Source organism: Mucilaginibacter sp. P4_A11, assembly GCF_056402535.1.
In genome coordinates this window covers 141,773-167,173 of record NZ_JBFUHE010000005.1, presented here as the reverse complement: position 1 = coordinate 167,173, position 25,401 = coordinate 141,773, and the positions used below count along the sequence as shown (strand labels likewise).

Here is a 25,401-nt window from a genome sequence, read left to right as displayed (position 1 = left end):
ATTTATATAACACGTGCTTCGGCATGCAACAGTTCAACCAGTTTGGCTGTGTCATCGGCAGGTATAAGTTTCACCTGGCCGCGCGGGGCAGGTGTTTCATAACTGATAATTTCCGAAAATGTTTTTACTTCAACTGGCTCTACCACGGCAAGCGGTTTGGTTCGGGCAGACATGATACCACGCATATTGGGTATTTTGGGTTCAGCCACCCCTTCGGCAGTACCGGCTACAAATGGATAGGGGATAGTTAAAACTTCTTTACCGCCTTCAATTTCGCGTTCAACGGTTGCTTCGGTGTCAGCAGAATCTAATTTTTTGATAATGGATACCGAAGGCAGATCAAGCAGTTCTCCCAACATGCCAGCAACTTTGGAGCCATTATAATCAATGGATTCACGACCGGTCAGGATCAGGTCAAAAGGGTTTGCTTTTACGTATTGCGCAACCTGATAGGCTACGTACCAGGCATCGTGCGGTTTAGCGTTTATTCGCACCGCATCGGTAGCGCCAATAGCCAGGGCTTTACGTATCGTAGCTTCAGTGTTTGACTCCCCAACATTTATTACAGTTACTGTACCTTTACCGCCGTCGGTTAGTTCAATGGCGCGCGCAAGTGCTATTTCATCATAAGGGTTAAGTATAAACTGTACCCCGTTTGTATTAAATTGCGTGTTATTATCAGTAAAAGTTATTTTTGTGGTGGTATCAGGAACATTACTTACACATACCAGAATCTTCATATCAATAGGTTTTTGCAAATTTAGTTAAAAAAGATAGAGTTTAAAATGGAGTTAAGCAGATTGAATAAGCTGTTGGAATTTATAAAAAATGAACCGGATGATGAGTTTCTGAAATATGCCCTGGCAACAGAATATCTGCGTCTGAATGAGACAGATAAGGCCCTTTCGTATTACGAAGATCTGGTGAATAACCACCCCGGTTATACTGGTACCTATTATCATTTAGGCAAACTTTATGAGGCTTTAAACCGTAAGGATGATGCCATCAAAATCTACGAAAACGGCATGAAAGTGACCAAAGAAAAGCGTGATAACCATGCTTTTTCTGAGTTGCAGGCCGTATACAGGCAGGCGATGGGATTTGAAGAAGACGATGACGATTATTAGTAGTTGATGGTTTTTAGGTTCACGGTTGACAATTCATAGTAACTTCCATACCCGATTTCTCCATGAATCATGATCTATGAACTATCTGCAAACACAAAAATGAAAAAACGGCAACTTTTATTCCTTCGGGATGTGCTGATATACACTTTTACCGCTTTTGGCGGGCCGCAAGCCCACATTGCGGTATTGCTGCGCGAATTTGTTGAGAAGCGAAGGTATGTTACTGAGGATGAACTAATGGAGCTCAACGCCTTATCGCAGGTTTTGCCCGGCCCGTCATCAACCCAAACACTTGTAGGAATAGCCTGGAAAGTGGGGGGGCTCAGGCTGGCTATTATTACCTTTTTGATCTGGATCCTGCCTTCAGCTATTATTATGTGCATGGCTGCTATCAGCTATAATATGTTTGCCAACAAGGCCAAATTTGCACATGTAATCAGTTATATACAGCCTATGGCTGTTGGCATAGTTGCTTACGCCACTTACACGTTTGCCAATAAATTTTTGAAAACCAGGATCAGCACCATGCTTGCTATTGGGTCGTTGATCGTGACACTGATCCTTCAAAATGCATATGCTTTCCCGATACTGATATTACTTGGCGGTATTATATCATCGGCTATGGAAACTCAGCAACATGAAAACGAATTGAGGGTAAAGCTATATTCGAACGTGAACCCTAATAAGGTGGCTTACTTTATTGGTATCCTGCTTTTCTTTGCAGCTTTGGGTTCAGTAGTAAATCAAACTTCACCATTCAGCTTACCAATCCGTTTGTTTGAAAACTTTTATCGAAATGGCATCCTTATTTTTGGAGGAGGGCAGGTACTTGTGCCGCTTATGTATACCGAATTTGTTGAGGTTAAGCATTATTTAAGCCGGTCGGAGTTTTTATCGGGTTATGCCTTGCAGCAGGCTTTACCCGGACCTACATTTTCATTTACATCGTTTTTGGGCGGGATTACGCTTGGCAACAAAGGCTACAGCATTTGGGGCCAAATAATAGGTAGCCTTGTTGCTGTTATTGGTATCAATACACCGGGCCTTATCCTGATCCTTTTTATTGTTCCCTTTTGGGAAGATCTGAAGAAGATAACACGTATAAAAAATTCCCTGAGTGGTATAAATGCCGTAGCAGTAGGCTTTATGGCAACTGCATTGATCTTATTGGTAAAACCCTTTGGCTTAAACTGGATGGCTTACGTACTAATGACCGGCACCTTCCTGGTGCTGCATTTTACCAAAATAAAAACACCGATATTGATCATTATCGGTGTGGCTTTGGGGATGATATTTTAAGTTGGGATTTCGGATTTTCGATTTCGGATATTTGTCTTTAAATAAATCCGAAATCGAAAATCCCACATCCGAAATGAGATTAAAATGGCGGCTCATCATCAATATCGTCCATTCTTGAAGGACGGATGATGAAGTTGCTTTGCTTCTCAAAATCCTGTGAAGGAGCAAGGCCTGCGAAAGCGTTACCTGCGGGAGGAGGGAAGCCATCCATACCTTCTTCAAGGTTGGTGAACTTAACGTATTTACCAACAAATTTCAGTCGCACTGTACCCGTTTCACCGTTACGGTGTTTGGCAATAATTACTTCACCTACGCCTTGGGTTGGGTTGCCGTCCTCATCTTCAGTTAAGCCATAATATTCAGGTCGATAAAGGAACAGAACCATGTCAGCATCCTGCTCAATAGCGCCCGACTCACGTAAGTCTGAAAGCATTGGCCTTTTGGAGTTACCTGGCCTGCTTTCAACCGCACGGCTTAACTGCGAAAGTGCAATAACCGGTACACTGAGTTCTTTGGCAACTGACTTTAAAGCACGTGAAATGCTACTGATCTCCTGCTCCCGGTTACCACCACCTCCGCCTTTAGCGTCGGATTTGCCATGCATCAGCTGCAGGTAGTCAATGATGATTAACTGGATATCATATTGCGATTTAAGTCGACGGCATTTTGCCCTGAACTCGAAGATATTTAAGGCAGGAGTATCATCAATAATGAAGGTAGCTTTTTCAAGCCGGCCTATCTTAGAGTGTACTTGTTGCCATTCCCACTCTTCAAGTGTGCCTTTTCGTATTTTTTCCTGCTCAATTTCCGCTTCACCGGCTATCAAACGATTAACCAACTGTACTGAGGACATCTCCAAAGAAAACACTACAACCGGTTTGTCAAAATCAACCGCAGCGTTACGGGCGCAAGTTAGTACGAAGGCTGTTTTACCCATCGCCGGACGAGCCGCGATAATCACCAAATCTGATTTTTGCCACCCTGAGGTCATCCGGTCAAGATTGGTAAAACCAGAGGCTACACCTGTTAAGCCGTCTTTTTTATCTTTCAGCGCTTCAATATCCCGGAGAGCCTCATGAACAAGGTCGTCCATATTTCGGGCATCACGGCGTAAATTACTCTGTGCAATCTCAAACAGGTTTTTTTCGGCCATATCCAGCAGGTCGAATACGTCACTTGTATCTTCATAAGCGCTATTGATCACCTCTGTGGAGATACGGATCAGTTCCCGCTGGATAAATTTCTGAATGATGATCCGTGAGTGGAACTCGATATTGGCCGCCGAAGCAACGCGGCTGGTAAGCTCAGTGATATAATAGGCTCCACCAACCATTTCAAGGTCGCCTAACCTGCGCAATTCGGCAGTTACAGTTAGGATATCTACAGGCTGTGTTTTTTCAAACAGCAGTTTTATCGCAGAAAAAATTTTCTGGTGATTGGTTTGGTAAAAAACTTCGGGTTTTAAAACATCAATAACTGATGAAAGTGCGTCTTTCTCCAGCATAAGTGCGCCCAAAACGGCCTCTTCCAAATCCGTAGCTTGCGGTTGCAATTTGCCACCTGCAATGAAAGGAGTTGGATTGGTGATCCTATTACGGCGTTCAAATGTGTTCGGCTTGTTATACTGGTTGTTATTCTCAAAACTCATAAGGGTACAAAAATATACAAAAAATGCGTCGGCCGGCAAAGTAAACACCTAACATAGTGTATCGGCATTTTAAAATAATCATACACAGGGTGATAATTTAAAGGTTTTTAATAAACACCCGAGTGTGGATAACTTTTTAACGAAATATGGAAGGTTTGATTTTCAGGTAATTGAACCAATGTTAATAAAGTTTTGAAATGTTGATAGCATCCGCACTCAAATCCTGTTAAACCCAAAAGGGTTATCAGTTCAATAAGGGCTTAATCAATTAATATAGCTACTTTTGCCAAAATTCAAATCATAAAATGGCATTTAATTCAAGGCCTCAGCGCGAAAGCAATCAAATGGTTTTTGGTATCAGGGCGGTAGTGGAAGCTATCCGTTCAGGTAAGGAGATCGAGGCATTATTTATACAAAGGGGCATTAGCGGCGGCCTGATCCAGGAGCTTAAAGAGTTAATGAACGAGTACCAGATAACGGCACAACAGGTTCCCGTTGAAAAACTTAACCGTATCACTCAGAAAAATCATCAGGGAGTTATAGCGGTAATTTCACCGATTGTTTATCAAAAAATAGAGAACATTATCCCCGAGGTATTTGAGAGAGGTGAAATACCTTTGATTTTGGTTTTAGACGGCGTTACCGATGTTCGGAACATGGGGGCTATTGCCCGTACTGCCGAATGCGCAGGTGCGCACGCAATCGTAATACCGGCCAAAGGTTCGGCCCAGATCAATCCTGACGCTATTAAAACTTCGGCAGGCGCTTTATACAAGATCCCTGTTTGCCGCCATGATAATTTTATGCAAACCGTACGTTTTCTGCAGGAATCGGGCCTGCAACTGGTTTGCTGTACCGAAAAAACGCAGGACAATATTTACAAACCTGATTACACCGCGCCTACGGCTATCATTATGGGTTCGGAAGAAGATGGGATCCGTAATGAGATCATCCGCATTTCCGATCACCTGGCCAAAATACCGATGTTTGGCGAAATAGAATCGTTAAATGTGTCGGTATCAACCGGGGTGATTTTATACGAGGCGATTAGACAACGGTCGACGTCGGTGACTGGTTAATAGCTGATTAGCTGGGTATTAGAATGCACTAGTGCTGTTAAATATTGTTGTTGATTAGATGAACAAGAAGTAACTACTCTCCATTCACCTAATCAACAACTCTTAAATAACTAAATATACTTTGCCCCAAACTTACTTTTTACATCAGCCACAACCTGCTTGATGTTTTGCTCCTGGTCGCGGGGGCAAATGAGGAGGGAGTTGTTCGATTCTACAACAATAAAATCATGCAGGCCCTGTAATATCACCAGCTTTTCGCCTGGCACATTTACCATACAATTTGATGAGTCATACATGATCACTTTTTCGGCAGGGATAACAGCGTTGCCTACATAATCCTTATCCGCCAGGTCATATATTGATGCCCACGTGCCCAGATCGCTCCATCCAAAATCTGAAGGCAATACATATACATTATCGGCTTTTTCCATAATGCCGTAATCTATCGATATGTTAATACATTGCTGGTATGCTTTATGAACGTAAGCCTTCTCCTCATCCGAATTATAAACAGGCCTCGCGTCAGCAAATATTTCATGCATTTCGGGAAGAAACTGGCTAAACGCTTTTACAATAGCTCCTGCCGACCAAACAAAAATACCGGCATTCCATAAAAAATCGCCGCTTTGGATAAATGTTTTAGCTATTTCAAGCGTTGGTTTTTCTGTAAAGGTTTTTACCTTATGAAAGTCATCGTTGATAACGTTATCGGTGTATTGAATATATCCATAACCAGTATCAGGCCTTGATGGTTTAATGCCCAGGGTTATCAGGTAATCATTTGAGGCTGCGGTTTGCAGCGATTTTTCGATAGCGGTAACAAAAGCTTCTTCATCCAGGATCTGCTGATCAGAAGGGGCCACAACAATGGCAGCATCAGGGTTAAGGCTTTCAATTTTAAAACAGCCGTAGGCAACGCAGGGTGCCGTGTTACGCATTACCGGTTCGGTGAGGATCTGCTGATCCTCCAGATCGGGAAGCTGTTGTTTAACAAGCTTGGTGTAGTTTTCGTTAGTAACAATGTATATGTTTTCTTTCGGACATACTTTTAGGAAACGTTCGTAGGTGTTTTGTATTAAGGTTTTACCTGTTCCAAGAATATCTATAAACTGTTTTGGGTGCGAAGTACGGCTTATCGGCCAAAAGCGGCTCCCAATCCCTCCAGCCATAATTATCGCATAATAGTTTTTATTCATGAGAAAGTAAAGAAATTTTAATTTGGTATATCGACCGTAAAAATGTGTAATAATTTGTTAATTATCCATTAAGTGTACCTAAATAATTTATTAGTACTCATAACTGCAAATTTGTCTGGTTCTTTAAATGGTCAAGTAAAGAAATTGTTTTTCATTTAATCATCATTTTTACATAAAATTTAAAAGTAAATCCAGCGTTTATTTAGAAATTTTTGTTACTTTAAACTTTTAAATACAATTTAAGAATTTGTTAAAATAATGATAGAAACAAAGAAATCGCTATTTGACAATCTCCAGAATTTTTTCGGGTTTGATAATTTTAAGGGAGAGCAGGAAGCGATAATAACCAATATCCTGGCTGGTAATGATACATTTGTTATTATGCCTACCGGGGGCGGCAAATCGATGTGTTATCAGTTACCGGCCTTAATGAGTGATGGCACGGCAATCGTAATTTCACCACTGATAGCCCTGATGAAAAACCAGGTAGATCAGCTCAGGGCGTTTGGAGGATCAGATAGTATAGCCCACTTTTTAAACTCATCACTTACAAAATCAGAAATAGGCAAGGTTAAGGAAGATGTACTGGCAGGAAAAACAAAGTTATTGTATGTAGCACCTGAATCGTTAACCAAGCAGGAAAATATTGATTTCCTACGCTTGAACCATGTATCATTTGTTGCGGTTGATGAAGCGCACTGTATTTCGGAATGGGGGCATGATTTCAGGCCCGAATACCGCAAAATACGGCAAGTGATCAGTAACATCGGCGAAAACATCCCTATCATAGCCTTAACGGCCACAGCCACCCCTAAAGTTCAGCAGGATATTCAAAAAAACCTGCAAATGAATAATGCTACCGTATTTAAATCTTCATTTAACCGCGGTAACCTTTTTTACGAGGTAAGGGCCAAGCGTAACGTTATAAAAGAGATTGTAAAATTTGTAAAGCAAAACCAGGGAAAATCTGGAATTATATATTGCCTCAGCCGCAAAAAGGTTGAGGAAGTAGCACAGGTTCTTAATCTAAACGGGGTGAAGGCGCTGCCATATCATGCCGGCCTTGATCCTAAAGTGCGTGCCGATACACAAGACAAATTCCTGATGGAAGATGTTGATGTTATTGTTGCCACTATAGCATTTGGTATGGGGATTGATAAACCTGACGTTCGCTACGTAATACACCACGATGTGCCTAAAAGCATGGAAGGGTATTACCAGGAAACCGGTCGGGCCGGGCGCGACGGCGGAGAAGGTGTTTGTGTATCTTTTTATTCAGAAAAGGACATTGATAAACTTCAGAAGTTCATGAAAGACAAACCTGTTTCAGAACGCGAAATAGGTACTCAGATACTGAAGGAAGTGATTGATTATTGCGAGTCGTCGGTTTGCCGTCGTAAACAGCTGTTGCATTATTTTGGCGAAAATTTTAATGAAGCCGGCTGTAACAACATGTGCGATAACTGCTGTACTCACAAGGAGCATTTTGATGGTGAAGAACATCTGCACAGGGCGTTGAGTTTGATCAAGCATATTGGCGAGAAGTTTGACGACCATCATATCATCAGCATATTAATGGGTAAGGAAAATGCGCAGATCAAAAATTATGAGCATGACCAGCTTGATTATTATGGTTCGGGCAAAGAATTAGGTGAAAATCTTTGGAATTCACTTTTAAGGCAGGCTTTGCTCAATAATTATATTTCAAAAGATATTGATCAGTACGGACTTTTAAGGCTTACTAAAAGCGGTAACGGCTTTATTGAGAATCCGCATAGCATCCGTTTTGTTTTAAACAAAATAATGGAAGCTACTGATGATGACAGTGATGATGACGGGCCAAAACAAAGTGGCGGCGCGCTTGATACTCAGCTTTTGCAAATGCTTAAGGAGTTGCGTAAAAAGCTGGCCAAGCAAAAAGGACTGCCTCCGTTTGTGATATTCCAGGATCCATCCTTAGAGGAGATGTGTACCCATTACCCTATTAATACCGAAGAGCTTAAACAAATTTCGGGTGTTGGTGCAGGTAAGGCGCTGAAGTTCGGTAAACCTTTTACAGATCTGATCCAGAAATATGTAGAGGATAATGATATTGACAGGCCAATCGATATGGTGATCAAAAGCGCGGCCAATAAATCGGCGCTTAAAGTGTTCATTATTCAAAATATCGACAGGCATTTAAACCTTGATGATATAGCTGCTTCAAAGGGGCTTACTTATGAGGAGATCTTGAAAGAGGTTGAAACTATTGTTAACTCAGGAACCAAGCTTAATCTTAACTATTATATTGATGAGGTAATTGACGAGGATAAGCAGGAAGAGGTATTTGATTATTTCCGCACTGCCGAAGCCGACTCTATTGATGAAGCTTTAGCCGAACTTGGCAGCGATGATTATACCCGCGAAGAGGTGCAGTTAATGCGTATTAAATTCATGTCGGAGTTAGGGAACTAACAGTTTAAGACTTTTAAATACAAGAAGCCTTCGGATTAAATTCTGAAGGCTTTTCATTTTGTTACCGTTCCGAGATTGATATAGTTAAGGTTCATATTGCCGTTAGCAACTATATGGAGAGTTAGTACATGTACGCCTTTGCTTAACGTTATTGAACCAATAGAGTCAGAGGCATTCCAATGGTGCCATTGCCGCCATGGTATGGTATCACGGCTATCATGTGTTGAAGCTATCTTCATCGGTCCGGTGGCATCCTTGCCGTCAATATCAAGCGAAATTGCTCCATCTCCATTTGATGTATATAATACTCCGATAAGGTAGGTGCCCGCTTTATTTACTTTGACGGTATAATTGATCCATTCGCCTGGCTGTGTCCAGCCAACATAGAACTTGTTAAGATCCCGGGGAACTTTACTGTACGGATTGTTATCGATATTGCCTGTCTTGGTATAGGAAATGTCAACGCCTTCGCGCATCCTGAATTCGTTTAAAAATGTGCCGTTTGCAGAGTTAAGTTTTCCGCTGCCATTGTTTATACTATCGGTATCGTGATAGGCAACTCCCTCGCCGCCTTCATCATAATATTCGCATTCCAGCCTTCCCGGGAGCTGCTGCATTTTTCCCTGCCATGGTTTACCAATATTTTTATAAATAAACGCACATGAAACTAATGCCGTAACAGTAATGATCAGGAATGTTTTTCTCATTTAAGGTTTACAATTGGAGTTAAACCAAGGTAAAGAAAATATGGTGTGTAAATTGTAAAAAGCTTATTTAGTTATGATCATAAACTCTGTACGCCTGTTTTTAGCCCTGTCTTCATCTGTTGTATTGGGCGCTAAAGGTTGTGTTTCGCCATAGCCTTTATAAACAAGGCGGGCAGGAGCAATGCCTTTTGATGTAAGATATTGATAAACAGACTTAGCCCTATTTTCGGATAACACCTGGTTTCCCTGGTGATTGCCTACGTTATCGGTATGACCGGAAATTTCGATGCGTACGGTTGGATTTACACCTAAAAACTCTATGAGTTTGATAAGCTCTGCCTTTGATTCCTTTTCAAGGTCATATTTATTGGTATCGAAAAAGATATTTTTAAGTATCACCTTATTCCCGATTTCAATAGGCGATAGCAAGGCCACAATGTTAAAAGGATTTTTGGTTTTGTAGTTTTTAAGCGAAAAGTTTTCTGAATAAAACAAGTAACCGCTTTTTGAAATATTAAGCCCATAATTTTTGCCAGATGTTAGCGTGGCTAAAAAATCGCCCTGATCCTCGTCGCTGTAATCCTGGTAAACGGGTTGATTGGTGTCAAGATCAATGATCTCAACAGCGGCTTCAAGAGGCTGTTTTGTTTTAATATCTTTTACGAAGCCTTTAACATAAGTAACCAACCGAGGCCGTATATGTATCGGGAGTTCAAACTTATATATGTCATAGCCGCCAAAACCGTTTAAACTATTTGACGAAAAGAAAGCATAATCCCCATTAGCAGTTAATGATAGGCCCCCCTCATCATCGCTGGTATTGATGGGATAACCCAGATTTTCGGGCTTTTGCCATTTGCCGTCATTTCCTAATCGACTAACAAATAGGTCTTTACTGCCCAAACCCGGCCAGCCATCGCTACTGAAGTAAAGCGTACTATCGTCAGGGTGAATAAACGGAGATTGTTCGTTATATGGAGTATTAACATTAGGGCCGAGGTTTTCTGGTTCGCCCCATCCTTTTTCGCCCAGCGTACTTTTCCATATATCATAACCTCCATATCCCCCTTTGCGGTTACTTATAAAATAAAGTGTGCGTCCGTCGGCGCTTATAGACGGCTGAGATTCCCAGCCCGATGTGTTTATCGGTGGGTTCAGGTCAACGGGTTTTCCCCAATCATTGCCTTTTTTTTGAGCTATATATATATCGCAACGGCCCAAACCATCGGGGCGGTTACAACCAGTAAAAAAAAGATATTTGCCGTCTTGTGATATGGATTGAGCACCTTCATTATATTTTTCAGTATTTATTTGATTACTTAGATAAGTGGCAGTGCTCCATTTTCCATTTGTTTTCTCACTTTTATAAAAATCTTCGTTGTTATTAATTTTTCGGGTAAATATTAAAGTGTTTTCGTCGGCAGTCGCAACCGGAAGGTATTCATCGTTAGCAGTGTTTATTTCAGCCCCAATATTTATTGGTTTAAAGGGTACCGGGTGAGTCATAGCCTGGATGCTGAATTTAGCGTCGGCAAGCATTTTTTTTGCATACGTGATATTTTCAGAACTAAGGTCGGGATAGGTGAGGTATTTTTCGAGATGCTGCTGGGCCTGTGTATAGCTTGCACTGTGAATTTCCATTTCACCGGCTTTAAGATATGCGCCCCTGTTAAACTCAGGGCTCAGTGAAATGACTTTAACATACTGTTCAACAGCAGGCTTATACATCCGTTTCATTCGGTATAAGTCGGCAAGTAATAAATGTGCCTCTATAAATTTTGAATCTTCACCAATGGCTTTTAGTGAATTTTGAATAGCCTCATCATAAAGATGTTCATCGAGATTTTGATAGGCGCTAACAAAAAATTTTACAGCTTCTTTATTGGATGACGAATACCTGTTTGGCTGCTGGGCGCAAAGCAAAGCAGGTAAACACAATGCAAGCACCAATAATACTGCAATTTTCATTTATAACTTAGGATAATTAATATCGTAAGTTACAAAGATTATGGAATATTCAGATACTTATGTGTTTGTAGTGAAATTTCCCATTGCGGGTTTTCCTTTACATAATCAACAATAAGCGGGGTCATTTCTTTTGACTTTGACCATTCGGGCTGCAGATAAAGCTTACAATCAGGCGATACCATTTTGGCATGATATTCGGCCCACTCAAAGTCTGACTTATTGAAAACGATTACTTTCAACTCATGGGCGCTTTCGGCCACGTTAGGTGTAGGCGCTTTGAATTTTTTTGGTGAAAGGCAGATCCAATCCCAATCGCCCGAAAGCGGGTATGCGCCTGAAGTTTCAATGAATGTTTTTATTCCCTTTTCGTGCAGCTGATGAGTTAAATAATCAAGGTTGTAAATAAGGGGCTCGCCTCCAGTTACAACAACAGCTTTTGCCGGATGAAGGGCCGCATTACTTACAATAGTATCGGCTGCAGTGAGTGCGTGCAGTTCGGCATCCCAGCTTTCTTTAACATCGCACCAATGGCAACCTACATCGCAGCCACCAAGGCGAATGAAATACGCAGCTTTACCTGTGTTGTACCCTTCCCCTTGTATCGTATAAAACTCTTCCATTAAAGGAAGCAACGTGCCGTCGTCTGGTATTTGGTGTGCCATAGTTATTTAAGGGTGCAAAGGTACTGAAAGATAGGTGAAAGCTGAAAGCCGAAAGCTAAAAGGTTACACTAATATGGAAGTTGTTTTTAGGTGAAAGAATAAAGGTAAAAGGCGAAAGGTTTTGCCATCACCACCAAGTAGCCTCTATAATATAAGTAACACGCTAAACTACCTTTTACCTTTATCCTTTCACCTTTTTTATTTTCATTAATAATTGTTATTATTACTTTTAATTTCAAGATAACCAATTAGCCTTAATTTCGTAAAATGTTATAACTGTATCGGTAACGCTTAATTTTATATCCGGAGATGAAAAAACTTTACTTTCCTTTAATTTTAATGGTAGTGCTTTGTTTTAGTTCATGTGTGGATATAGAAGAACATTACGATTTCAAAAGCGATGGAACCTGTAAGGTTGCTTATGCTTTTGATATGAGCAGGGCTGTATCAGTACTGGTTAACCTGATGTCTGATTCGGTTAAGGAAACCCCTCAATTTAGTTTAGTCAAGGATACAACACTTAATTTTTACAGTGCAATACCCGATAGCGCTCAGCAAAAGTTGAAAGCAGAGGAAATTGAAATGGCCAAAAGCAGTGAGCTAACAGTCAATATGAACCTTAAAAAGAGTGTTATGAAAGTAACACTTAATCATACGGCAAAAAACGCTGCCGATTTGCAATATTATTTGCAAAATGTATCTAAAATAGCGCTCAATACCCAAATCAGTGCTATAACTACTACGGATAAAACCAATAAACCATTTGATGCGCGGCAAATGGTAGGCGGGCAGGATTATTATTCGTACGACATAACCCCTCATAGATTTTATCGCATAATTGATAAAGTTAAATTCAACGCTTTTTTAAAGAAAACCCGGGCTACTTTTATGATGGCCAAGGCAATGCTTATCGACATGCCTTATAAAGTGATCCTGAGGTTTGCCCACCCGGTAAAAAAGATCAATAACTCAAAGGCTATGCTCTCGGCCGACAGGAGGGAAGTTACGCTTGTTACCAGTATGGATGAAGTGATCAAAAATCCGAATGTGATGAACCTAAAAATTGATTTTTAAGGATCTGCTACCCCATATTAAGATTTAGAAATATTTGAATAATATTAGATTTTGAAATTTGCAGTACATAACTTGTGCTCATGAAATCTGACCTTGATCAAATTATTGAATATTTTGAAAGTGAAAAGCAATTACTTGAATTGTCGATCAAAGAAAACCTGGCTGAATATGATTACTTGTATGCCCATTATCAGCAGGAAGGCCTTTGGCGTTTGAATAGCCATCTTAATACATTAAAACAATTCAGAGATCCTCTTTTTAATAAAAAACGAGATATTGAAAGCTCGATAGAATGGATGAGCCGTTTCGAAAATACTGATTCCGGACGTTTTTATAAACGTAATATAGCAGAAAGAAAACTGGCACTTGAAAAGTTAAGCAGAGATCGGGTTATTGAATATTTTAATGATAGCCAGGTAATTGACGAAGCTTTGTTTGATTTGTATGAAAGGCGAATTAGAAAGTTTAGACTATGCCTGAATGAGGAAGATAATTTTAACATTGATTTTGAAATTACCGGAGAGCTTTTGCGTATAACACACCAGCCTGATTTTGAATCCAGCAACTATGACTATGCGATACATTTTGGCGACGATGACGACGATGCATATCGTCATCCATTAGAAAAACTTGCTTTTGAGTGGAGTGCTGATAACAAGGTATTAGTTTATCACTATGATATAAAAGAATTTAGGGAGGCCCTGCCGGTTAAAATTTTATTGTCACGCATTATTTATGAAAAATTTAATTTTGGCCAGGGTTATCGCGATCTAAATTCATCAATTAGTACATTCTATAAATGAAATGGTATAAAGCTTCGGGCATAATTGAGATTGGAAAACCATTCATAAAAAAGACAAAAGCTGGCAGTAAAAGTATTTGCCTGGTAGGTTTTGATGGCAAACTCTATGCGGTATCGGCCAAATGCCCGCATGCAGGTGCAGATTTGAGTGAAGGTTTGTGTGTCAGAAAACTAATCGTTTGTCCGTATCATCGCTATACTTACGATCTGGAAACAGGTAAAGGAGGAGAGGGGCAAAATGATTTTATTGAAACTTACCCGGTTGAAATGAGAGATGACGGCGTTTATGTTGGCGTAAACTCCGTTTGGGATAAGTTGATGGGGAGATGAGTAGTGAGCGGTTGATTAAGTGAATGGTTAAAAAAAGAGAACCACTCACCTAATCAACCCAATAAACCACTCACTATTTATAAACTTCTTTATTAGCCGAAGCCAAAGTGTTTTTAAGCAAACCAACAATGGTCATCAAGCCAACACCGCCCGGTACCGGGGTGATCCACGATGATTTTGGTGCTACGTTGTCAAAGTCAACATCACCATAAAGCTTAAAGCCTGATTTGGTTGTGGTCGAGGTTTCACGGTTCATACCTACGTCAACTACTACAACACCATCTTTTACCATATCGGCAGTAATGAAATTCTTTTTACCAATAGCAACGACCAGGATATCCGCATCAAGCGTGAATTTTTTGATATCAGGTGTACGGCTATGGCAAATGGTTACCGTGCAGTTACCTGGAGTAGTGTTGCGTGCCATCAGGATGCTCATTGGCGAACCAACAATATTACTGCGGCCGACCACTACGCAATGTTTACCGGCTGTTTCAATACCGTATTCTTTAAGCATTAAAGTGATACCATAAGGCGTTGCCGGAATAAATGAGGGTAGATTACGCTGCATACGGCCTAAGTTAACCGGATGAAAACCATCAACATCTTTACGGTGATCGATACGCTCGGTTACTTTTTCTGGGTCGATATGTTTTGGTAACGGAAGCTGTACAATAATGCCGTCGATATCAGGATCTGCATTTAATTCTTCTACCTTTTTTAGTAACTCTTCTTCAGTAACGTCATCTTCATAACGTACCAACGATGATTTGAAGCCTACTTTCTCGCAATTCTTCATTTTGCTGGCAACGTAAGTTTCGCTGCCACCATCGTGGCCAACCAAAACCGCAACCAAATGTGGCTTGCGGCCGGTTCTCTCCAATATTTTAGCTGCTTCCTCAGCTATTTCAATCTTAAGTTTTTCTGATACGTATTTTCCGTCTAAAAGCTGCATTGTTAGATATTTTTAACGAAGTGATCAGGTAAGGGCGGCAAACTTAAATCTACCGACTCTGATTTTACTCGTACTTTTATAAAAGGCCTGCTATCCAGGGATAATTTTAATCCTTGATTTTGATTGATTTTGCTAATGATACTTTCAATGGTTTCCGTTTTATTATTCAGGAGCATTTCAAATATAATTTTATTTGAATCTGCCTTTTTATTCAAAGCATCAATGTAATATTTCGGTTCTCCGGCATCGTACACAATCCATTTACCATAAACAAAGTCTCCTAAATAAATGTATTTAACAAGCCCTTTTATCGTAAAATATGTAACTAACCTATACAGAATATATCAATTTACTCACCCTCACTTCCCATCAAAGGAACCGGGGCTTAATCCAACTTCAAAACTGCCATGAATGCCGATTGTGGTATCTCAACGTTACCTACCTGGCGCATGCGTTTTTTACCTTGTTTCTGTTTTTCCAACAGTTTACGTTTACGGGAGATATCACCACCATAACATTTGGCTGTTACGTCTTTACGTAAAGCTTTCACCGTTTCGCGGGCTATGATCTTGGCACCAATAGAGGCCTGGATAATGATCTCAAACTGCTGACGCGGTAAAAGTTCTTTCAACTTTTCACAGATCTTTTTACCAAAATCGTATGAGTTACCGCGGAAGATAAGTGATGACAATGCGTCAACAGGTTCGCTGTTTAAGCGGATGTCCAGTCTTACCAGGTCAGATTGACGGTAACCAATCTGATGATAATCGAAAGAAGCATAGCCTTTTGAAATGGTCTTTAATTTATCATAAAAATCAAATACGATCTCGCCCATTGGCATCTCGAAGATCAGCTCAACACGTTCAGATGTCAGGTATGATTGATTGGTAATGGTACCGCGTTTTTGGATACAAAGCGACATTACCGGGCCAACAAATTCAGATTTAGTAATGATCGTTGCTTTGATATATGGCTCCTCAACAAAATCAATTTTACTTGGATCAGGAAGGTCGGATGGGTTATTTACGATAAACTCATCGCCTTTGGTGTTATGAGCTACGTATGATACGTTGGGTACGGTAGTAATTACCGTCATGTTAAACTCACGCTCCAAACGCTCCTGGATAATCTCCATGTGAAGCATGCCCAGGAAGCCGCAACGGAAGCCGAAGCCTAATGCCGCAGATGATTCCGGTTCAAATACCAATGAAGCATCATTTAACTGCAGTTTGGCCATTGATTCGCGCAGCTCTTCATAGTCCTCGGTATCAACAGGGTAAATACCGGCAAATACCATTGGCTTTACCTCTTCAAAACCCTGGATCCCAACTTCGCAAGGACGGTCAACCTGGGTAATTGTATCACCTACTTTAACCTCTTTTGCTTCTTTTATGCCTGATATGATGTAACCTACGTCGCCCGTTTTGATCACATCTTTAGCCAGCGGACGTAATTTCAACGTGCCAACTTCATCAGCAAGATATTGTTTCTCGGTAGCAACAAATTTTACTTTATCGCCCTTACGAATCTCTCCGTTAACTACTTTAAAGTAAGCAATGATACCACGGAATGAGTTAAATACCGAATCGAATATCAAGGCCTGCAGCGGAGCTTTGGGATCACCTACCGGAGCAGGAACACGTTCAACAATAGCACGAAGAATATCGTGTACCCCCATACCTGTTTTACCTGACGCGGCAAGGATCTCCTCGCGTTTGCAGCCAATAAGGTCAACAATCTGGTCTTTTACTTCCTCGGGCATAGCGCCGGGAAGGTCCATTTTGTTAAGGATCGGGATAATTTCCAGGTCGTTCTCTAAAGCAAGGTATAAGTTTGAAATAGTTTGAGCCTGTATGCCCTGTGCTGCATCAACTATTAGTAAAGCACCCTCGCAGGCCGCGATAGAACGAGATACTTCATATGAAAAATCTACGTGACCGGGGGTATCAATCAGGTTGAGCACATATTTTTGCCCATCAAGCTCATAGTCCATTTGTATGGCATGGCTTTTAATGGTAATACCGCGCTCGCGCTCCAGATCCATATCGTCAAGCAATTGTGCCTGCGACTCGCGCTGCGTTATGGTGTTAGTATATTCTAATAACCTATCAGCAAGTGTGCTTTTGCCGTGGTCGATGTGTGCTATGATACAAAAATTACGAATGTGCTCCATTGAACCGCAAAAATAACTTTTTAAACCGATAATTTGTATCGGCTAATAAATTAACTATTTTGAAATGTTTAATTTAAATAATATCCAGGCGAAATGACTGTATCGGCAGATGTAATAAATGATATTGAACTTAGGTTGAATGCCAAAATTAAGAGAATAACCCCCGTTGCCGGAGGCGATATTAACCAGGCCTATCGTTTACAAACCACATTGGGCAATTTCTTTGTTAAAAAAAATAGTCGCCATAAATTTCCGGGTATGTTTGAAAGCGAGGAAAGAGGTTTGGCTGCTATCCGTAATACAAATGTAATAGCTGTACCAGAGATTATTTTACAGGGTGATACCGACTGCGAAAGTTATCTCATATTGCAATGGATTGAAGTGGGACAAAGCAGCAGAACATCATCGCAACAGTTGGGACGTCTGCTTGCTCAAATGCATCGTACTACATCGGCGCGATTTGGGTTTGAGGCCGATAATTATATGGGATCGCTCCATCAAAGCAATAGGCAGCATGATAGCTGGGCGCAATTTTTTATTGAAGAAAGGTTGCAACCAATGGTTAAAATAGCGGTGGATAAAAGAGAACTTGTTAAAAGCGATATGCATCAGTTTAACGAGCTCTGTAAGAAACTCCCCGATCTGTTTACAGAAGAACCACCGGCATTACTTCACGGCGACCTTTGGGGCGGCAACTATTTAATTAGCACCGAAGGTAAACCTTACCTCATCGATCCGGCGGTTAGTTATGGCAACCGAGAGTTTGATATGGCAATGACCACGCTTTTCGGTGCTTTTGATCATGTCTTTTACGAAGCTTATAGCCAGGAATTTCCTTTGCTACCGGGTTGGCAGCAGCGACTTAAGCTTTGGAACCTGTATCCCTTGTTGATTCATGTAAACCTGTTTGGCGGTATGTACGCCAAACAGGTGAGGGAAAACCTTTCGGTATTTGTTTAGTTTGTACCCTGTACAAAGGTTGGCGTTTCAGATACATTTACAGTTAACTTACCGTCAACTGTATTTACCTGGATTTTCACAGCTTCGTCTGCGCCTGTTTTTAAAGTGTAGATATTTGCTTTGGGAGTGCCGAGATCAAGGGTGTATGTAGTGATACGGGCCCTAAAGTCGGGTATGGTAAGTGCATATGTGGTTTGTGTTCCTGATATATACTTATCAACCAGCGGATCAGCGTTGATAGTTCCGGCATATGTATAGGCACCCATTAATTTTGATGTTTGTAATATAAAATCGGCAGCTGGCCGGCGCTTACCATTTTCAGCTAAACCGGATGTAGCATACTGAACATCAGCATTTGGGGTATCATCCAAAAGCTGATAGTAGAACACCCGCTGTATGCCATGCCTGATATAGAGCAGGGATGTCCTTAAAATCCAATCTCCCTGGGTGTCTTTTGGTGATTTGCGACCTACTTGCAACGCTTTCTGATAACTTCCCTGGTTAATATCATATCCCGATTCTGTTACCCACACAGGAATAGGTTTAACCAAAGAATTTGCATATTGAACAAATGAATCGGCAATCTGGCCAGCCATAGAAAGTTCAGGAGGGAGACCGAAGGTGGCCGATTGATGTGTCAAAATGTTTCCGTTATTATTGTAATAGTGATAGTTAATGATGTCGAAACAAAGGTCAATACTACCATCGGTATGGTAACCGCGGTTTACACGGCACCACTCAACCATTTTCTTTACAAAATTAACATCATCCGTAGCTAATCCACCCATTACAACCTGCATGTTAGGATCTGCGTTTTTTACACCGGCATTTTTGCCCAGCTTGCCTTTATCTCCATCGTAAAAGGCCGACATGTTGGCCGCATATTCTTCGGCGGTTTGCTTTGTTGCCGGGCCTTTCCACCATTTATCGCGCTCATTATCACATTCAACATATTTTATAAGCCCCATTCCCGCCTTTATTTTGTTCGGCGGATCGTTTGTCCATCTTGTACTTGTGTCGACTTTAATTAATGATCTGTCAATATTAGCATTATAACCATACCTTGCTGCAAACTGAAAAGCCATATACGCCTGGTCAACGTAACTTGCCGGATCGGCTTTGCTTGAACCGTATGGGAGCGGAGCATTCTCATTATCCCGCAAATCTTTAGGATAGGTTTCAATTAACCATGGTGGGCATGTTTTTATATCTGCCAAAACAAAAATGCCATCCCGCTTACAGCGTGTATAGATAAGATCATAATCCCAGCCGCCTTCATGGGCAGGGCTAAAAGTATAGCTACCTTTTGTACCTTCCATACGCCCCCAGTTAAGATAATGCCTTATGCCACTAAAAGATTTTATGAGCAACATGTTTTTTTCGTAAATGGTGCTCTTGAGGTTGGGGTTTGCAGGATCCTGTAAAAAGTTCCATTCATAAGCATTTATCCCGAACATGTTTTTTAAGGGTATTTTTGCTTGCTGTGTATTTGACTTCTTTGTTGTTACTGTTTCTGCGCTTTTTTTGAGACTATCTGTTTTATTTGTGTGGCAGCGATTGAGCGATAAGGTGAATAATGATAAGGTTATCAGTGTTTTACAATGCAATAAAATAGTCATATCGCCTTTTGATTTGAGCTCATAAGCTACAATATAATTAAGATTTATAAAAACTATTACATCAAAGCGCAGTTGCTGCCAAAAGTGTGAAGTATAATTATGGATTTCGATATAGCCGATGAGATAAAATGCCAAGGGGGGATGTGTCATAAATTCAATTGCCCTCCTTGGTATTTTGTTACCTATGAATTGAAATTTAGCCGATAATATGTATGCAAAAAGGGGGTTTACATGTTCTTTGCATGAAAAACACACAATTAATTGATTATTAGCTATTTATGTAAGTGTTAACCCTGGATTGTGTTAACCCTGTTAACCCCCTTTTATTAGTAGAGTCAATCCCAAACTATATATCGCTAAGTAGCTGAATAAGTCAAAAAAAATGAGGCTGATCATTGATGCTGCAGCCTCATTTTAAAAATATAGTTTTATAACTTATTTAACTTTTACATAAGTTTCAATAATCTCATGATCTACCTTGAGGCTATCTATTTTCTCAATTCCTTTTTGAATTAAAGTGTCATTTTTGATAGTGAGCTTAAATTTGAAATCCTTGTTTTCCCAATCGCGGGCGTCGCAATAGGCCAGGTGTTCGGTATAATCGTCGCCAGATAGGGTATAAGTGCCCGCTCCCGACGAATAAACTGGCTTGGCTGTTTTACCACGTACCAGGTCATGCGTAAAGAAGGCGAAGTTGGTGGCGTTAAACATCTTAAACATTTCCTGATCTTTCGGCGGTGTAGTTACTGTCGTATCTCCCTTCGCGATACTTTTGCTTGATATCAGGTGCCAGGTTCCGTCGAGCTTATCGCCAGGTTGAGTAGCTTCTGTAGTTTGTTTTGGAGGATTGCTGCACGAGGATAGCACAAGCAATACAATAGATGCTAAGTAATAGGTTTTCATGGTGTTAATAAAGGTTATTGATATACAATAATAGCATAAAAAAAGCACCGACAATCATATTTGCCGATGCTTTTTAAAATAATTTCAAAAGTTTATGCTATTCGCCGCGCTTCAGTCCAAACTTTTCAATTTTACTGTAAAGGTGGCTACGTTGGATATCGATATCGTCTGCTGTTTTTGAAACGTTCCAGTTGTTTTTCTCCAGCTTAAATTTGATATACTCGCGCTCAGCAAAATCTTTATACTCCTGAAAGTTATTGAACTGATCAAAATCTGTTTGCGGGGCAGGAGCCGCTGTACCCGCAGTAATGGCAACGGGTGCCGAAGGATTGGCAAACGCCCTTACATCGTTATCAGTGATAACTTTATCACTTAGGATGATCAAACGCTCCACCATGTTACGTAGCTCACGGATATTGCCTGTCCACGGAAGGGCTTTAAGTGCCTCCAGAGCAGCGTCAGAAATCTTTTTAACCGGCATGCCGTATTCATTGCAGATCTCATCCAAAAAGCTTTGAGTTAACAAAGTGATATCGTCCTTGCGTTCGATAAGTGGTGGTACATGGATCAATATTACGCTTAAACGGTGGTACAAGTCCATACGGAAATTGCCTGCTTCAATTTCTTTAAGCAGGTCTTTGTTGGTTGCCGCTACTACGCGTACATCAACATCAATTTCCTTCTCGCCGCCTACGCGGGTGATTTTGTTTTCCTGTAAGGCACGCAATACTTTCGCCTGCGCCGATTGGCTCATATCACCGATCTCGTCCAGGAACAGGGTTCCGCCATTTGCCGATTCAAACTTGCCAATGCGTTGTTTTATGGCTGATGTAAACGAGCCTTTTTCGTGACCGAATAATTCACTTTCAATTAACTCTGACGGGATGGCAGCGCAGTTAACTTCAATAATAGGCGCACCCGAGCGGTTTGATTTTTCGTGCAGCCAGCGTGCTACCAATTCCTTACCGCTACCGTTGGCGCCTGTAACCAACACGCGTGCATCGGTAGGGGCAACTCGGTCAATGGTTTCTTTGATCTTAATAATAGCCTGCGATTCGCCTAAAATGGGGCGTACCTTTGATACTTTACGTTTAAGTACCTTGGCTTCAACAACTAAACTTCCCCTGTCAAGCGCGTTGCGAACGGTAATAAGCAAACGGTTCAGATCAGGTGGTTTTGATATAAAATCAAATGCGCCTTTCTTGCTGGCCTCCACAGCGGTTTCAACCGTGCCGTGGCCTGATATCATGATGAAAGGGAGATCGGGTTTAATGGCGAGGCCCTCGGTAAGCACCTCCATACCATCCATGCGGTTCATTTTAATGTCGCACAGTACCAGGTCATAGTCTTTTTTTTCAATTAACTGTAAGCCGTCAACCCCGTTATCTATGTCTTCAACCTCGTAATCTTCATACTCTAAAATCTCGCGAAGCGTATTCCTGATCGACCGCTCATCATCAATTATTAAAATCTTAGCCATGTTTTATAGTTATGTACCGATAGTAATTGTTGTTTGCTAATATATGAGTTTGTATAGAAAAACAAACACTTTTAATGTGCATATAAAGGTTTAAGTTTGGTAAATGTTTGCAGGTTTTTGAAAATTATTGAAAATAGATGGATGCAAATAAAAAACCCCTCACTTTACAGCAAGGGGTTATACAGCAGCAAACCTGTAAGCCGGGTTCTGTTTTGCCTTGTTAAAGGGCAACTTCTATCATTTATCTGGCCCTGTTATCACTAACAGGTTTAAACAACCTACCCATCCTAACGACCTGCCTTGCGGCAGATACGGGAGCGAGCAACTCCGCTTTCAGGACCTATTTGGTTTTTCAACTCCTGAGGTTTACCGTCATAGCCGGTCGCCCGGTTATGCCGTGAGCTCTTACCTCACGTTTTCACCCTTACCCACCTAAGCGGGCGGTATTTTCTCTGTGGCACTTTGCTGTCGCCGGCTGCCGGCGCCTTCCCGTTAGGAAGCAGGATGCTCTATGTTGCCCGGACTTTCCTCCGCTAAAAATTAGCAGCGATAGAACGTTTTGCGGTTGTAAAGATAGGGAAATTACTTTAGTTCATAGTTGATGGTTCATAGATCATAGTAAAATAGATCATCGTAGAACAACAGCCGATCACTATCTTCTTGCGATGAACTATGATCTACGAACAAAAAACTATCTGCAATTTCTCAAATCATCCTGAACCTGCTGCAATGTAATAGTCCCCATTTTGTTACCGAAGGAATTGGTAACGTAGGTAAGCACTTTAGCAATCTCAAGGGGAGCTATATCATCAGCCTGCATTTCATCATCAAATGTGCGGCCTGCTACAGTGATCTTGCCTTTTAGACCATTTTTGATGAAGCAAGCAAGTACTGTTTTATTGTTTTTTAAATAGGTAGAATCTGTTAAAGGAGGGATAAGCGCAGACAGGCCTTGTCCTTTGTCGCCATGGCAATTTTGGCAATGCTGTTGATAAACAAGGCTACCTGCAGAGTAATAACGTTTAAACTCAATCTGCTCGTCACTTTGGCATGATGCACCAATTACAACTAACAAAACAGCTATAGCGCCAATTACTTTGATCCTCATTTAACAGCAATTTGATCCGGTTCGGCTTTCAGGGTTTTGATATCGGCTATAAGTTTGGTTACCTCTGCCGGATCAGTCCCTTCATAAGTGCCGCGAAGTCGTTTTTGCTTATCTATCAGGATAAAGAAACCATCGTGAATATATTCACCTTTTGGATTTTTTTCGGATACACTTTGCAGATAGCTTTTGGCAATTTTATAAGTATCGCCCTTTTCACCGTGTAACAGCCACCAGGTATTGCCGGCAATACTTAATTTATCGGCATAACGTTTTAGTACAGGAATAGTATCATATTTAGGATCAATAGTGTGCGAAATGATCCTGAAATTATCATCGGCCTTAAACTCTTTATACACGTTGAGCATATTGCGGTGCATCACCGGACAAATGGAAGGGCAGGTGGTGAAAAAGAAGTCGGCCACATAAATTTTCCCATCCAGGTTTTTCTGCGTAATTGTATCAGCGTATTGGTTTACAAACTTGAAAGGAGGGATGGTGGCATACTCGGTATCAGTTACGGTTTTACCATCAACCGTTTTAGTTACCGGTGTTTTATAACCTAATATAGGAAGAGCGGTTTTTGTATTTGATTTGCATGCATTAAAAAGCGTTAATATTACAACGCCTATCCAAAGTTTCCTCATTGTTTTACCGGTATTTGGGTAATGTATTTAGTTGAGCCTGTAACAGCCACATTGATTTGCGTATCTATCTTACTGATGAGCTTTTTTTGAACTTCAAAGTAATCCATGATTTCCTGGTGCGATTTACCTTTTGTTTCGGCGTCAAACTTATGCATCCAATCGCTCATGGCATTATCAGCATCATCAACCAGTTTTAAATATACCTCGGCTGTATCTTTATTGATATTAGGAGCATTATGTTTTACCAGGCTATCGAGCAGCATCTTGTTTTTCATCAATTGCTCATCATTGGCCATCACTTTATCATGTACGGCAATTACCTGGTTTAAAAGATCTTTTTCCTGTTTTTTTGTGTCTGTACAACCCAGTATCAAAGTTGCTCCGAGGGCTATAAATAGATATTTTTTCATGGTTTTTGATAGCGTGATAAAACTTGGCAAATATGCTAAATGTTTAGCTGTTTAATAGTCTTAAATAATAACTATAGTCTGTTACAGGTAAAGTTTTTGTACCGGCAAATTTCAATTGCTGCCCAATTTGCGCCCGGGTATGTGTGCCGTGATTAAGTACATGCGTCACGATATCGCTCAGTTGGGTTTCAAAATAGTCGCCGGTAAAGCTATGATAGGGGATCATCTTATCAAGGTCCTCTTCATTTGTTTCATTTAAAAACGTTATCCATGCATTGTAACGTTCAGATGTCTGTTGTTTGCATTGCTCAATTGTAATATTTTCGGGCCATGCGTTCGGCATGGAAGGAGGGATGAGTTTGCACCTTTCAAGCCAGGCTTGCTCGGCAGCAAGCAGGTGCCCCATCAGTTTCAGGGTTATACCTGGCACACCGCCGCTTTCCATAGCCTGTATCAATTGCTGATTGGCAAAACGATTGTAGGCAAACATTTTTATGAAGTAATTTTTCACGATGCACAGAGTTATCGGCTAATGTATCAAAGCAATTTAGTATCTTGGTAAAGATGCTGGTTAACAATTAAATAACATAGTTGTCATATTCAGCAAACATCTGCTTGTTACCTTTATTTTATAGCTAAAACACAAGGTTATGAAATTCATTATCAATATTTCAAGGTTGCTTACAAATTTCCGTCAGTGGATGATGCTTAAAAGTATGCGTTCGTCGTTCATACATTAAGTTATCACATATAATTTTTCATTTATAAATATAATTGCACTTTTGGGCTTTTGTAGCTCAAAT

At 40.8% G+C, this 25,401-nt stretch carries 23 protein-coding genes and 1 other RNA gene; 8 read left to right on the top strand and 16 right to left on the bottom strand.

Translation table 11 applies throughout. The features are described 5' to 3' along the window. Nucleotides 1-2: 2 nt before the first annotated feature. Nucleotides 3-740, bottom strand: a complete 738-nt coding sequence (locus tag AC1DUD_RS11920; RefSeq protein ID WP_477374884.1) for an electron transfer flavoprotein subunit beta/FixA family protein — start codon at nt 738-740, stop codon at nt 3-5. Between the two features lie 45 nt (nt 741-785). On the opposite strand from AC1DUD_RS11920, the gene AC1DUD_RS11915 reads away from it, so the two are divergent. Both AC1DUD_RS11915 and chrA read left to right on the top strand, forming a co-directional pair. Further along, nucleotides 786-1,127 (top strand): tetratricopeptide repeat protein, encoded by a 342-nt coding sequence (locus AC1DUD_RS11915; RefSeq protein ID WP_477374882.1) that lies wholly within the window; start codon nt 786-788, stop codon nt 1,125-1,127. A 99-nt stretch (nt 1,128-1,226) separates the two neighbouring features. After that, nucleotides 1,227-2,426 carry a chromate efflux transporter gene (gene chrA / locus AC1DUD_RS11910; protein ID WP_477374880.1) on the top strand — a complete coding sequence of 400 codons (1,200 nt, stop codon included), beginning with the start codon at nt 1,227-1,229 and terminating at the stop codon, nt 2,424-2,426. Nucleotides 2,427-2,505: 79 nt separating this feature from the next. On the opposite strand, the gene dnaB is transcribed toward chrA, so the two are convergent. Beyond that, on the bottom strand, nt 2,506-4,074 hold the full coding sequence (gene dnaB / locus AC1DUD_RS11905) for a replicative DNA helicase (RefSeq protein ID WP_477374878.1): 1,569 nt from the start codon (nt 4,072-4,074) through the stop codon (nt 2,506-2,508). A gap of 305 nt (nt 4,075-4,379) precedes the next feature. Between dnaB and rlmB the strand changes: the two genes are divergently transcribed. Further along, nucleotides 4,380-5,153: a 23S rRNA (guanosine(2251)-2'-O)-methyltransferase RlmB gene (gene rlmB, locus AC1DUD_RS11900; protein WP_477374876.1), complete on the top strand. Its 774-nt coding sequence runs from the start codon at nt 4,380-4,382 to the stop codon at nt 5,151-5,153. 110 nt (nt 5,154-5,263) lie between these two features. Here the strand turns inward: rlmB and AC1DUD_RS11895 are convergent, their stop codons facing one another. Further along, nucleotides 5,264-6,349, bottom strand: a complete 1,086-nt coding sequence (locus AC1DUD_RS11895) for a mannose-1-phosphate guanylyltransferase (RefSeq protein WP_477374874.1) — start codon at nt 6,347-6,349, stop codon at nt 5,264-5,266. A gap of 261 nt (nt 6,350-6,610) precedes the next feature. On the opposite strand from AC1DUD_RS11895, the gene recQ reads away from it, so the two are divergent. Beyond that, nucleotides 6,611-8,803, top strand: a complete 2,193-nt coding sequence (recQ, locus tag AC1DUD_RS11890) for a DNA helicase RecQ (RefSeq protein ID WP_477375112.1) — start codon at nt 6,611-6,613, stop codon at nt 8,801-8,803. 53 nt (nt 8,804-8,856) lie between these two features. Here the strand turns inward: recQ and AC1DUD_RS11885 are convergent, their stop codons facing one another. The 3 genes from AC1DUD_RS11885 to AC1DUD_RS11875 all read right to left on the bottom strand — a co-directional run bounded on the left by AC1DUD_RS11885 (nt 8,857) and on the right by AC1DUD_RS11875 (nt 12,140). Then, the gene (locus AC1DUD_RS11885) at nt 8,857-9,510 is read right to left on the bottom strand and encodes a carbohydrate-binding protein (RefSeq protein WP_477374872.1); all 654 of its coding nucleotides are present in this window, start codon (nt 9,508-9,510) and stop codon (nt 8,857-8,859) included. Between the two features lie 63 nt (nt 9,511-9,573). Then, nucleotides 9,574-11,478, bottom strand: a complete 1,905-nt coding sequence (locus AC1DUD_RS11880) for an OmpA family protein (RefSeq protein ID WP_477374870.1) — start codon at nt 11,476-11,478, stop codon at nt 9,574-9,576. A gap of 38 nt (nt 11,479-11,516) precedes the next feature. Further along, on the bottom strand, nt 11,517-12,140 hold the full coding sequence (locus AC1DUD_RS11875) for a 7-carboxy-7-deazaguanine synthase QueE (protein ID WP_091206038.1): 624 nt from the start codon (nt 12,138-12,140) through the stop codon (nt 11,517-11,519). 309 nt (nt 12,141-12,449) lie between these two features. On the opposite strand from AC1DUD_RS11875, the gene AC1DUD_RS11870 reads away from it, so the two are divergent. The 3 genes from AC1DUD_RS11870 (at nt 12,450) to AC1DUD_RS11860 (ending at nt 14,346) form a co-directional block, all read left to right on the top strand. Further along, nucleotides 12,450-13,214 (top strand): hypothetical protein, encoded by a 765-nt coding sequence (locus AC1DUD_RS11870; RefSeq protein WP_477374867.1) that lies wholly within the window; start codon nt 12,450-12,452, stop codon nt 13,212-13,214. Nucleotides 13,215-13,294: 80 nt separating this feature from the next. Next, entirely contained in the window at nt 13,295-14,017 is a 723-nt protein-coding gene (locus AC1DUD_RS11865) for a hypothetical protein (protein WP_477374865.1), read from the top strand. Further along, the gene (locus AC1DUD_RS11860) at nt 14,014-14,346 is read left to right on the top strand and encodes a Rieske (2Fe-2S) protein (RefSeq protein ID WP_477374863.1); all 333 of its coding nucleotides are present in this window, start codon (nt 14,014-14,016) and stop codon (nt 14,344-14,346) included. Before AC1DUD_RS11865 ends, AC1DUD_RS11860 begins: the two co-directional genes overlap by 4 nt. 73 nt (nt 14,347-14,419) lie before the next feature. On the opposite strand, the gene AC1DUD_RS11855 is transcribed toward AC1DUD_RS11860, so the two are convergent. Together AC1DUD_RS11855 and lepA are read right to left on the bottom strand one after the other, a co-directional pair. Next, nucleotides 14,420-15,301 (bottom strand): tetrahydrofolate dehydrogenase/cyclohydrolase catalytic domain-containing protein, encoded by an 882-nt coding sequence (locus AC1DUD_RS11855; protein WP_477374861.1) that lies wholly within the window; start codon nt 15,299-15,301, stop codon nt 14,420-14,422. Between the two features lie 385 nt (nt 15,302-15,686). Continuing rightward, complete coding sequence (gene lepA, locus AC1DUD_RS11850) at nt 15,687-17,474, bottom strand: translation elongation factor 4 (protein ID WP_477374859.1); 1,788 nt, start codon at nt 17,472-17,474, stop codon at nt 15,687-15,689. A 93-nt stretch (nt 17,475-17,567) separates the two neighbouring features. On the opposite strand from lepA, the gene AC1DUD_RS11845 reads away from it, so the two are divergent. Further along, on the top strand, nt 17,568-18,434 hold the full coding sequence (locus AC1DUD_RS11845) for a fructosamine kinase family protein (protein ID WP_477374857.1): 867 nt from the start codon (nt 17,568-17,570) through the stop codon (nt 18,432-18,434). On the opposite strand, the gene AC1DUD_RS11840 is transcribed toward AC1DUD_RS11845, so the two are convergent. From AC1DUD_RS11840 to AC1DUD_RS11805, 8 genes are all read right to left on the bottom strand, one after another. Next, on the bottom strand, nt 18,431-20,203 hold the full coding sequence (locus AC1DUD_RS11840; RefSeq protein WP_477374855.1) for a hypothetical protein: 1,773 nt from the start codon (nt 20,201-20,203) through the stop codon (nt 18,431-18,433). The two genes, AC1DUD_RS11845 and AC1DUD_RS11840, sit on opposite strands and share 4 nt — an antisense overlap. 285 nt (nt 20,204-20,488) lie before the next feature. Beyond that, a complete protein-coding gene (locus tag AC1DUD_RS11835; RefSeq protein ID WP_477374853.1) occupies nt 20,489-20,956 on the bottom strand; it encodes a hypothetical protein in 468 nt (155 codons plus the stop codon). A 97-nt stretch (nt 20,957-21,053) separates the two neighbouring features. Then, the gene (locus AC1DUD_RS11830; protein WP_477374851.1) at nt 21,054-22,436 is read right to left on the bottom strand and encodes a sigma-54-dependent transcriptional regulator; all 1,383 of its coding nucleotides are present in this window, start codon (nt 22,434-22,436) and stop codon (nt 21,054-21,056) included. Nucleotides 22,437-22,616: 180 nt separating this feature from the next. After that, an RNA gene (gene rnpB, locus AC1DUD_RS11825) (RNase P RNA component class A) lies at nt 22,617-23,002 on the bottom strand. A 125-nt stretch (nt 23,003-23,127) separates the two neighbouring features. Next, nucleotides 23,128-23,544 carry a c-type cytochrome gene (locus AC1DUD_RS11820; RefSeq protein ID WP_477374849.1) on the bottom strand — a complete coding sequence of 139 codons (417 nt, stop codon included), beginning with the start codon at nt 23,542-23,544 and terminating at the stop codon, nt 23,128-23,130. Continuing rightward, nucleotides 23,541-24,188: an SCO family protein gene (locus tag AC1DUD_RS11815; protein ID WP_477374847.1), complete on the bottom strand. Its 648-nt coding sequence runs from the start codon at nt 24,186-24,188 to the stop codon at nt 23,541-23,543. The genes AC1DUD_RS11820 and AC1DUD_RS11815 overlap by 4 nt, the downstream gene beginning before the upstream one ends. Then, on the bottom strand, nt 24,185-24,598 hold the full coding sequence (locus AC1DUD_RS11810; RefSeq protein WP_477374845.1) for a hypothetical protein: 414 nt from the start codon (nt 24,596-24,598) through the stop codon (nt 24,185-24,187). Before AC1DUD_RS11810 ends, AC1DUD_RS11815 begins: the two co-directional genes overlap by 4 nt. A 43-nt stretch (nt 24,599-24,641) precedes the next feature. Continuing rightward, nucleotides 24,642-25,088, bottom strand: a complete 447-nt coding sequence (locus AC1DUD_RS11805; RefSeq protein WP_477374843.1) for a DinB family protein — start codon at nt 25,086-25,088, stop codon at nt 24,642-24,644. Nucleotides 25,089-25,401: the final 313 nt, after the last annotated feature.

Coding starts and splice junctions, on each gene's coding strand:
- AC1DUD_RS11875 (WP_091206038.1), bottom strand. CDS start 12,140: ATGGCACACCAAATACCAGACGACGGCACGTTGCTTCCTTTAATGGAA.
- AC1DUD_RS11915 (WP_477374882.1), top strand. CDS start 786: ATGGAGTTAAGCAGATTGAATAAGCTGTTGGAATTTATAAAAAATGAA.
- AC1DUD_RS11865 (WP_477374865.1), top strand. CDS start 13,295: ATGAAATCTGACCTTGATCAAATTATTGAATATTTTGAAAGTGAAAAG.
- AC1DUD_RS11880 (WP_477374870.1), bottom strand. CDS start 11,478: ATGAAAATTGCAGTATTATTGGTGCTTGCATTGTGTTTACCTGCTTTG.
- dnaB (WP_477374878.1), bottom strand. CDS start 4,074: ATGAGTTTTGAGAATAACAACCAGTATAACAAGCCGAACACATTTGAA.
- chrA (WP_477374880.1), top strand. CDS start 1,227: ATGAAAAAACGGCAACTTTTATTCCTTCGGGATGTGCTGATATACACT.
- AC1DUD_RS11815 (WP_477374847.1), bottom strand. CDS start 24,188: ATGAGGAAACTTTGGATAGGCGTTGTAATATTAACGCTTTTTAATGCA.
- AC1DUD_RS11830 (WP_477374851.1), bottom strand. CDS start 22,436: ATGGCTAAGATTTTAATAATTGATGATGAGCGGTCGATCAGGAATACG.
- rlmB (WP_477374876.1), top strand. CDS start 4,380: ATGGCATTTAATTCAAGGCCTCAGCGCGAAAGCAATCAAATGGTTTTT.
- AC1DUD_RS11840 (WP_477374855.1), bottom strand. CDS start 20,203: ATGACACATCCCCCCTTGGCATTTTATCTCATCGGCTATATCGAAATC.
- AC1DUD_RS11895 (WP_477374874.1), bottom strand. CDS start 6,349: ATGAATAAAAACTATTATGCGATAATTATGGCTGGAGGGATTGGGAGC.
- AC1DUD_RS11835 (WP_477374853.1), bottom strand. CDS start 20,956: ATGAAAACCTATTACTTAGCATCTATTGTATTGCTTGTGCTATCCTCG.
- AC1DUD_RS11810 (WP_477374845.1), bottom strand. CDS start 24,598: ATGAAAAAATATCTATTTATAGCCCTCGGAGCAACTTTGATACTGGGT.
- AC1DUD_RS11855 (WP_477374861.1), bottom strand. CDS start 15,301: ATGCAGCTTTTAGACGGAAAATACGTATCAGAAAAACTTAAGATTGAA.
- AC1DUD_RS11885 (WP_477374872.1), bottom strand. CDS start 9,510: ATGAGAAAAACATTCCTGATCATTACTGTTACGGCATTAGTTTCATGT.
- AC1DUD_RS11820 (WP_477374849.1), bottom strand. CDS start 23,544: ATGAGGATCAAAGTAATTGGCGCTATAGCTGTTTTGTTAGTTGTAATT.
- AC1DUD_RS11845 (WP_477374857.1), top strand. CDS start 17,568: ATGACTGTATCGGCAGATGTAATAAATGATATTGAACTTAGGTTGAAT.
- lepA (WP_477374859.1), bottom strand. CDS start 17,474: ATGGAGCACATTCGTAATTTTTGTATCATAGCACACATCGACCACGGC.
- AC1DUD_RS11920 (WP_477374884.1), bottom strand. CDS start 740: ATGAAGATTCTGGTATGTGTAAGTAATGTTCCTGATACCACCACAAAA.
- AC1DUD_RS11870 (WP_477374867.1), top strand. CDS start 12,450: ATGAAAAAACTTTACTTTCCTTTAATTTTAATGGTAGTGCTTTGTTTT.
- AC1DUD_RS11805 (WP_477374843.1), bottom strand. CDS start 25,088: ATGTTTGCCTACAATCGTTTTGCCAATCAGCAATTGATACAGGCTATG.
- AC1DUD_RS11860 (WP_477374863.1), top strand. CDS start 14,014: ATGAAATGGTATAAAGCTTCGGGCATAATTGAGATTGGAAAACCATTC.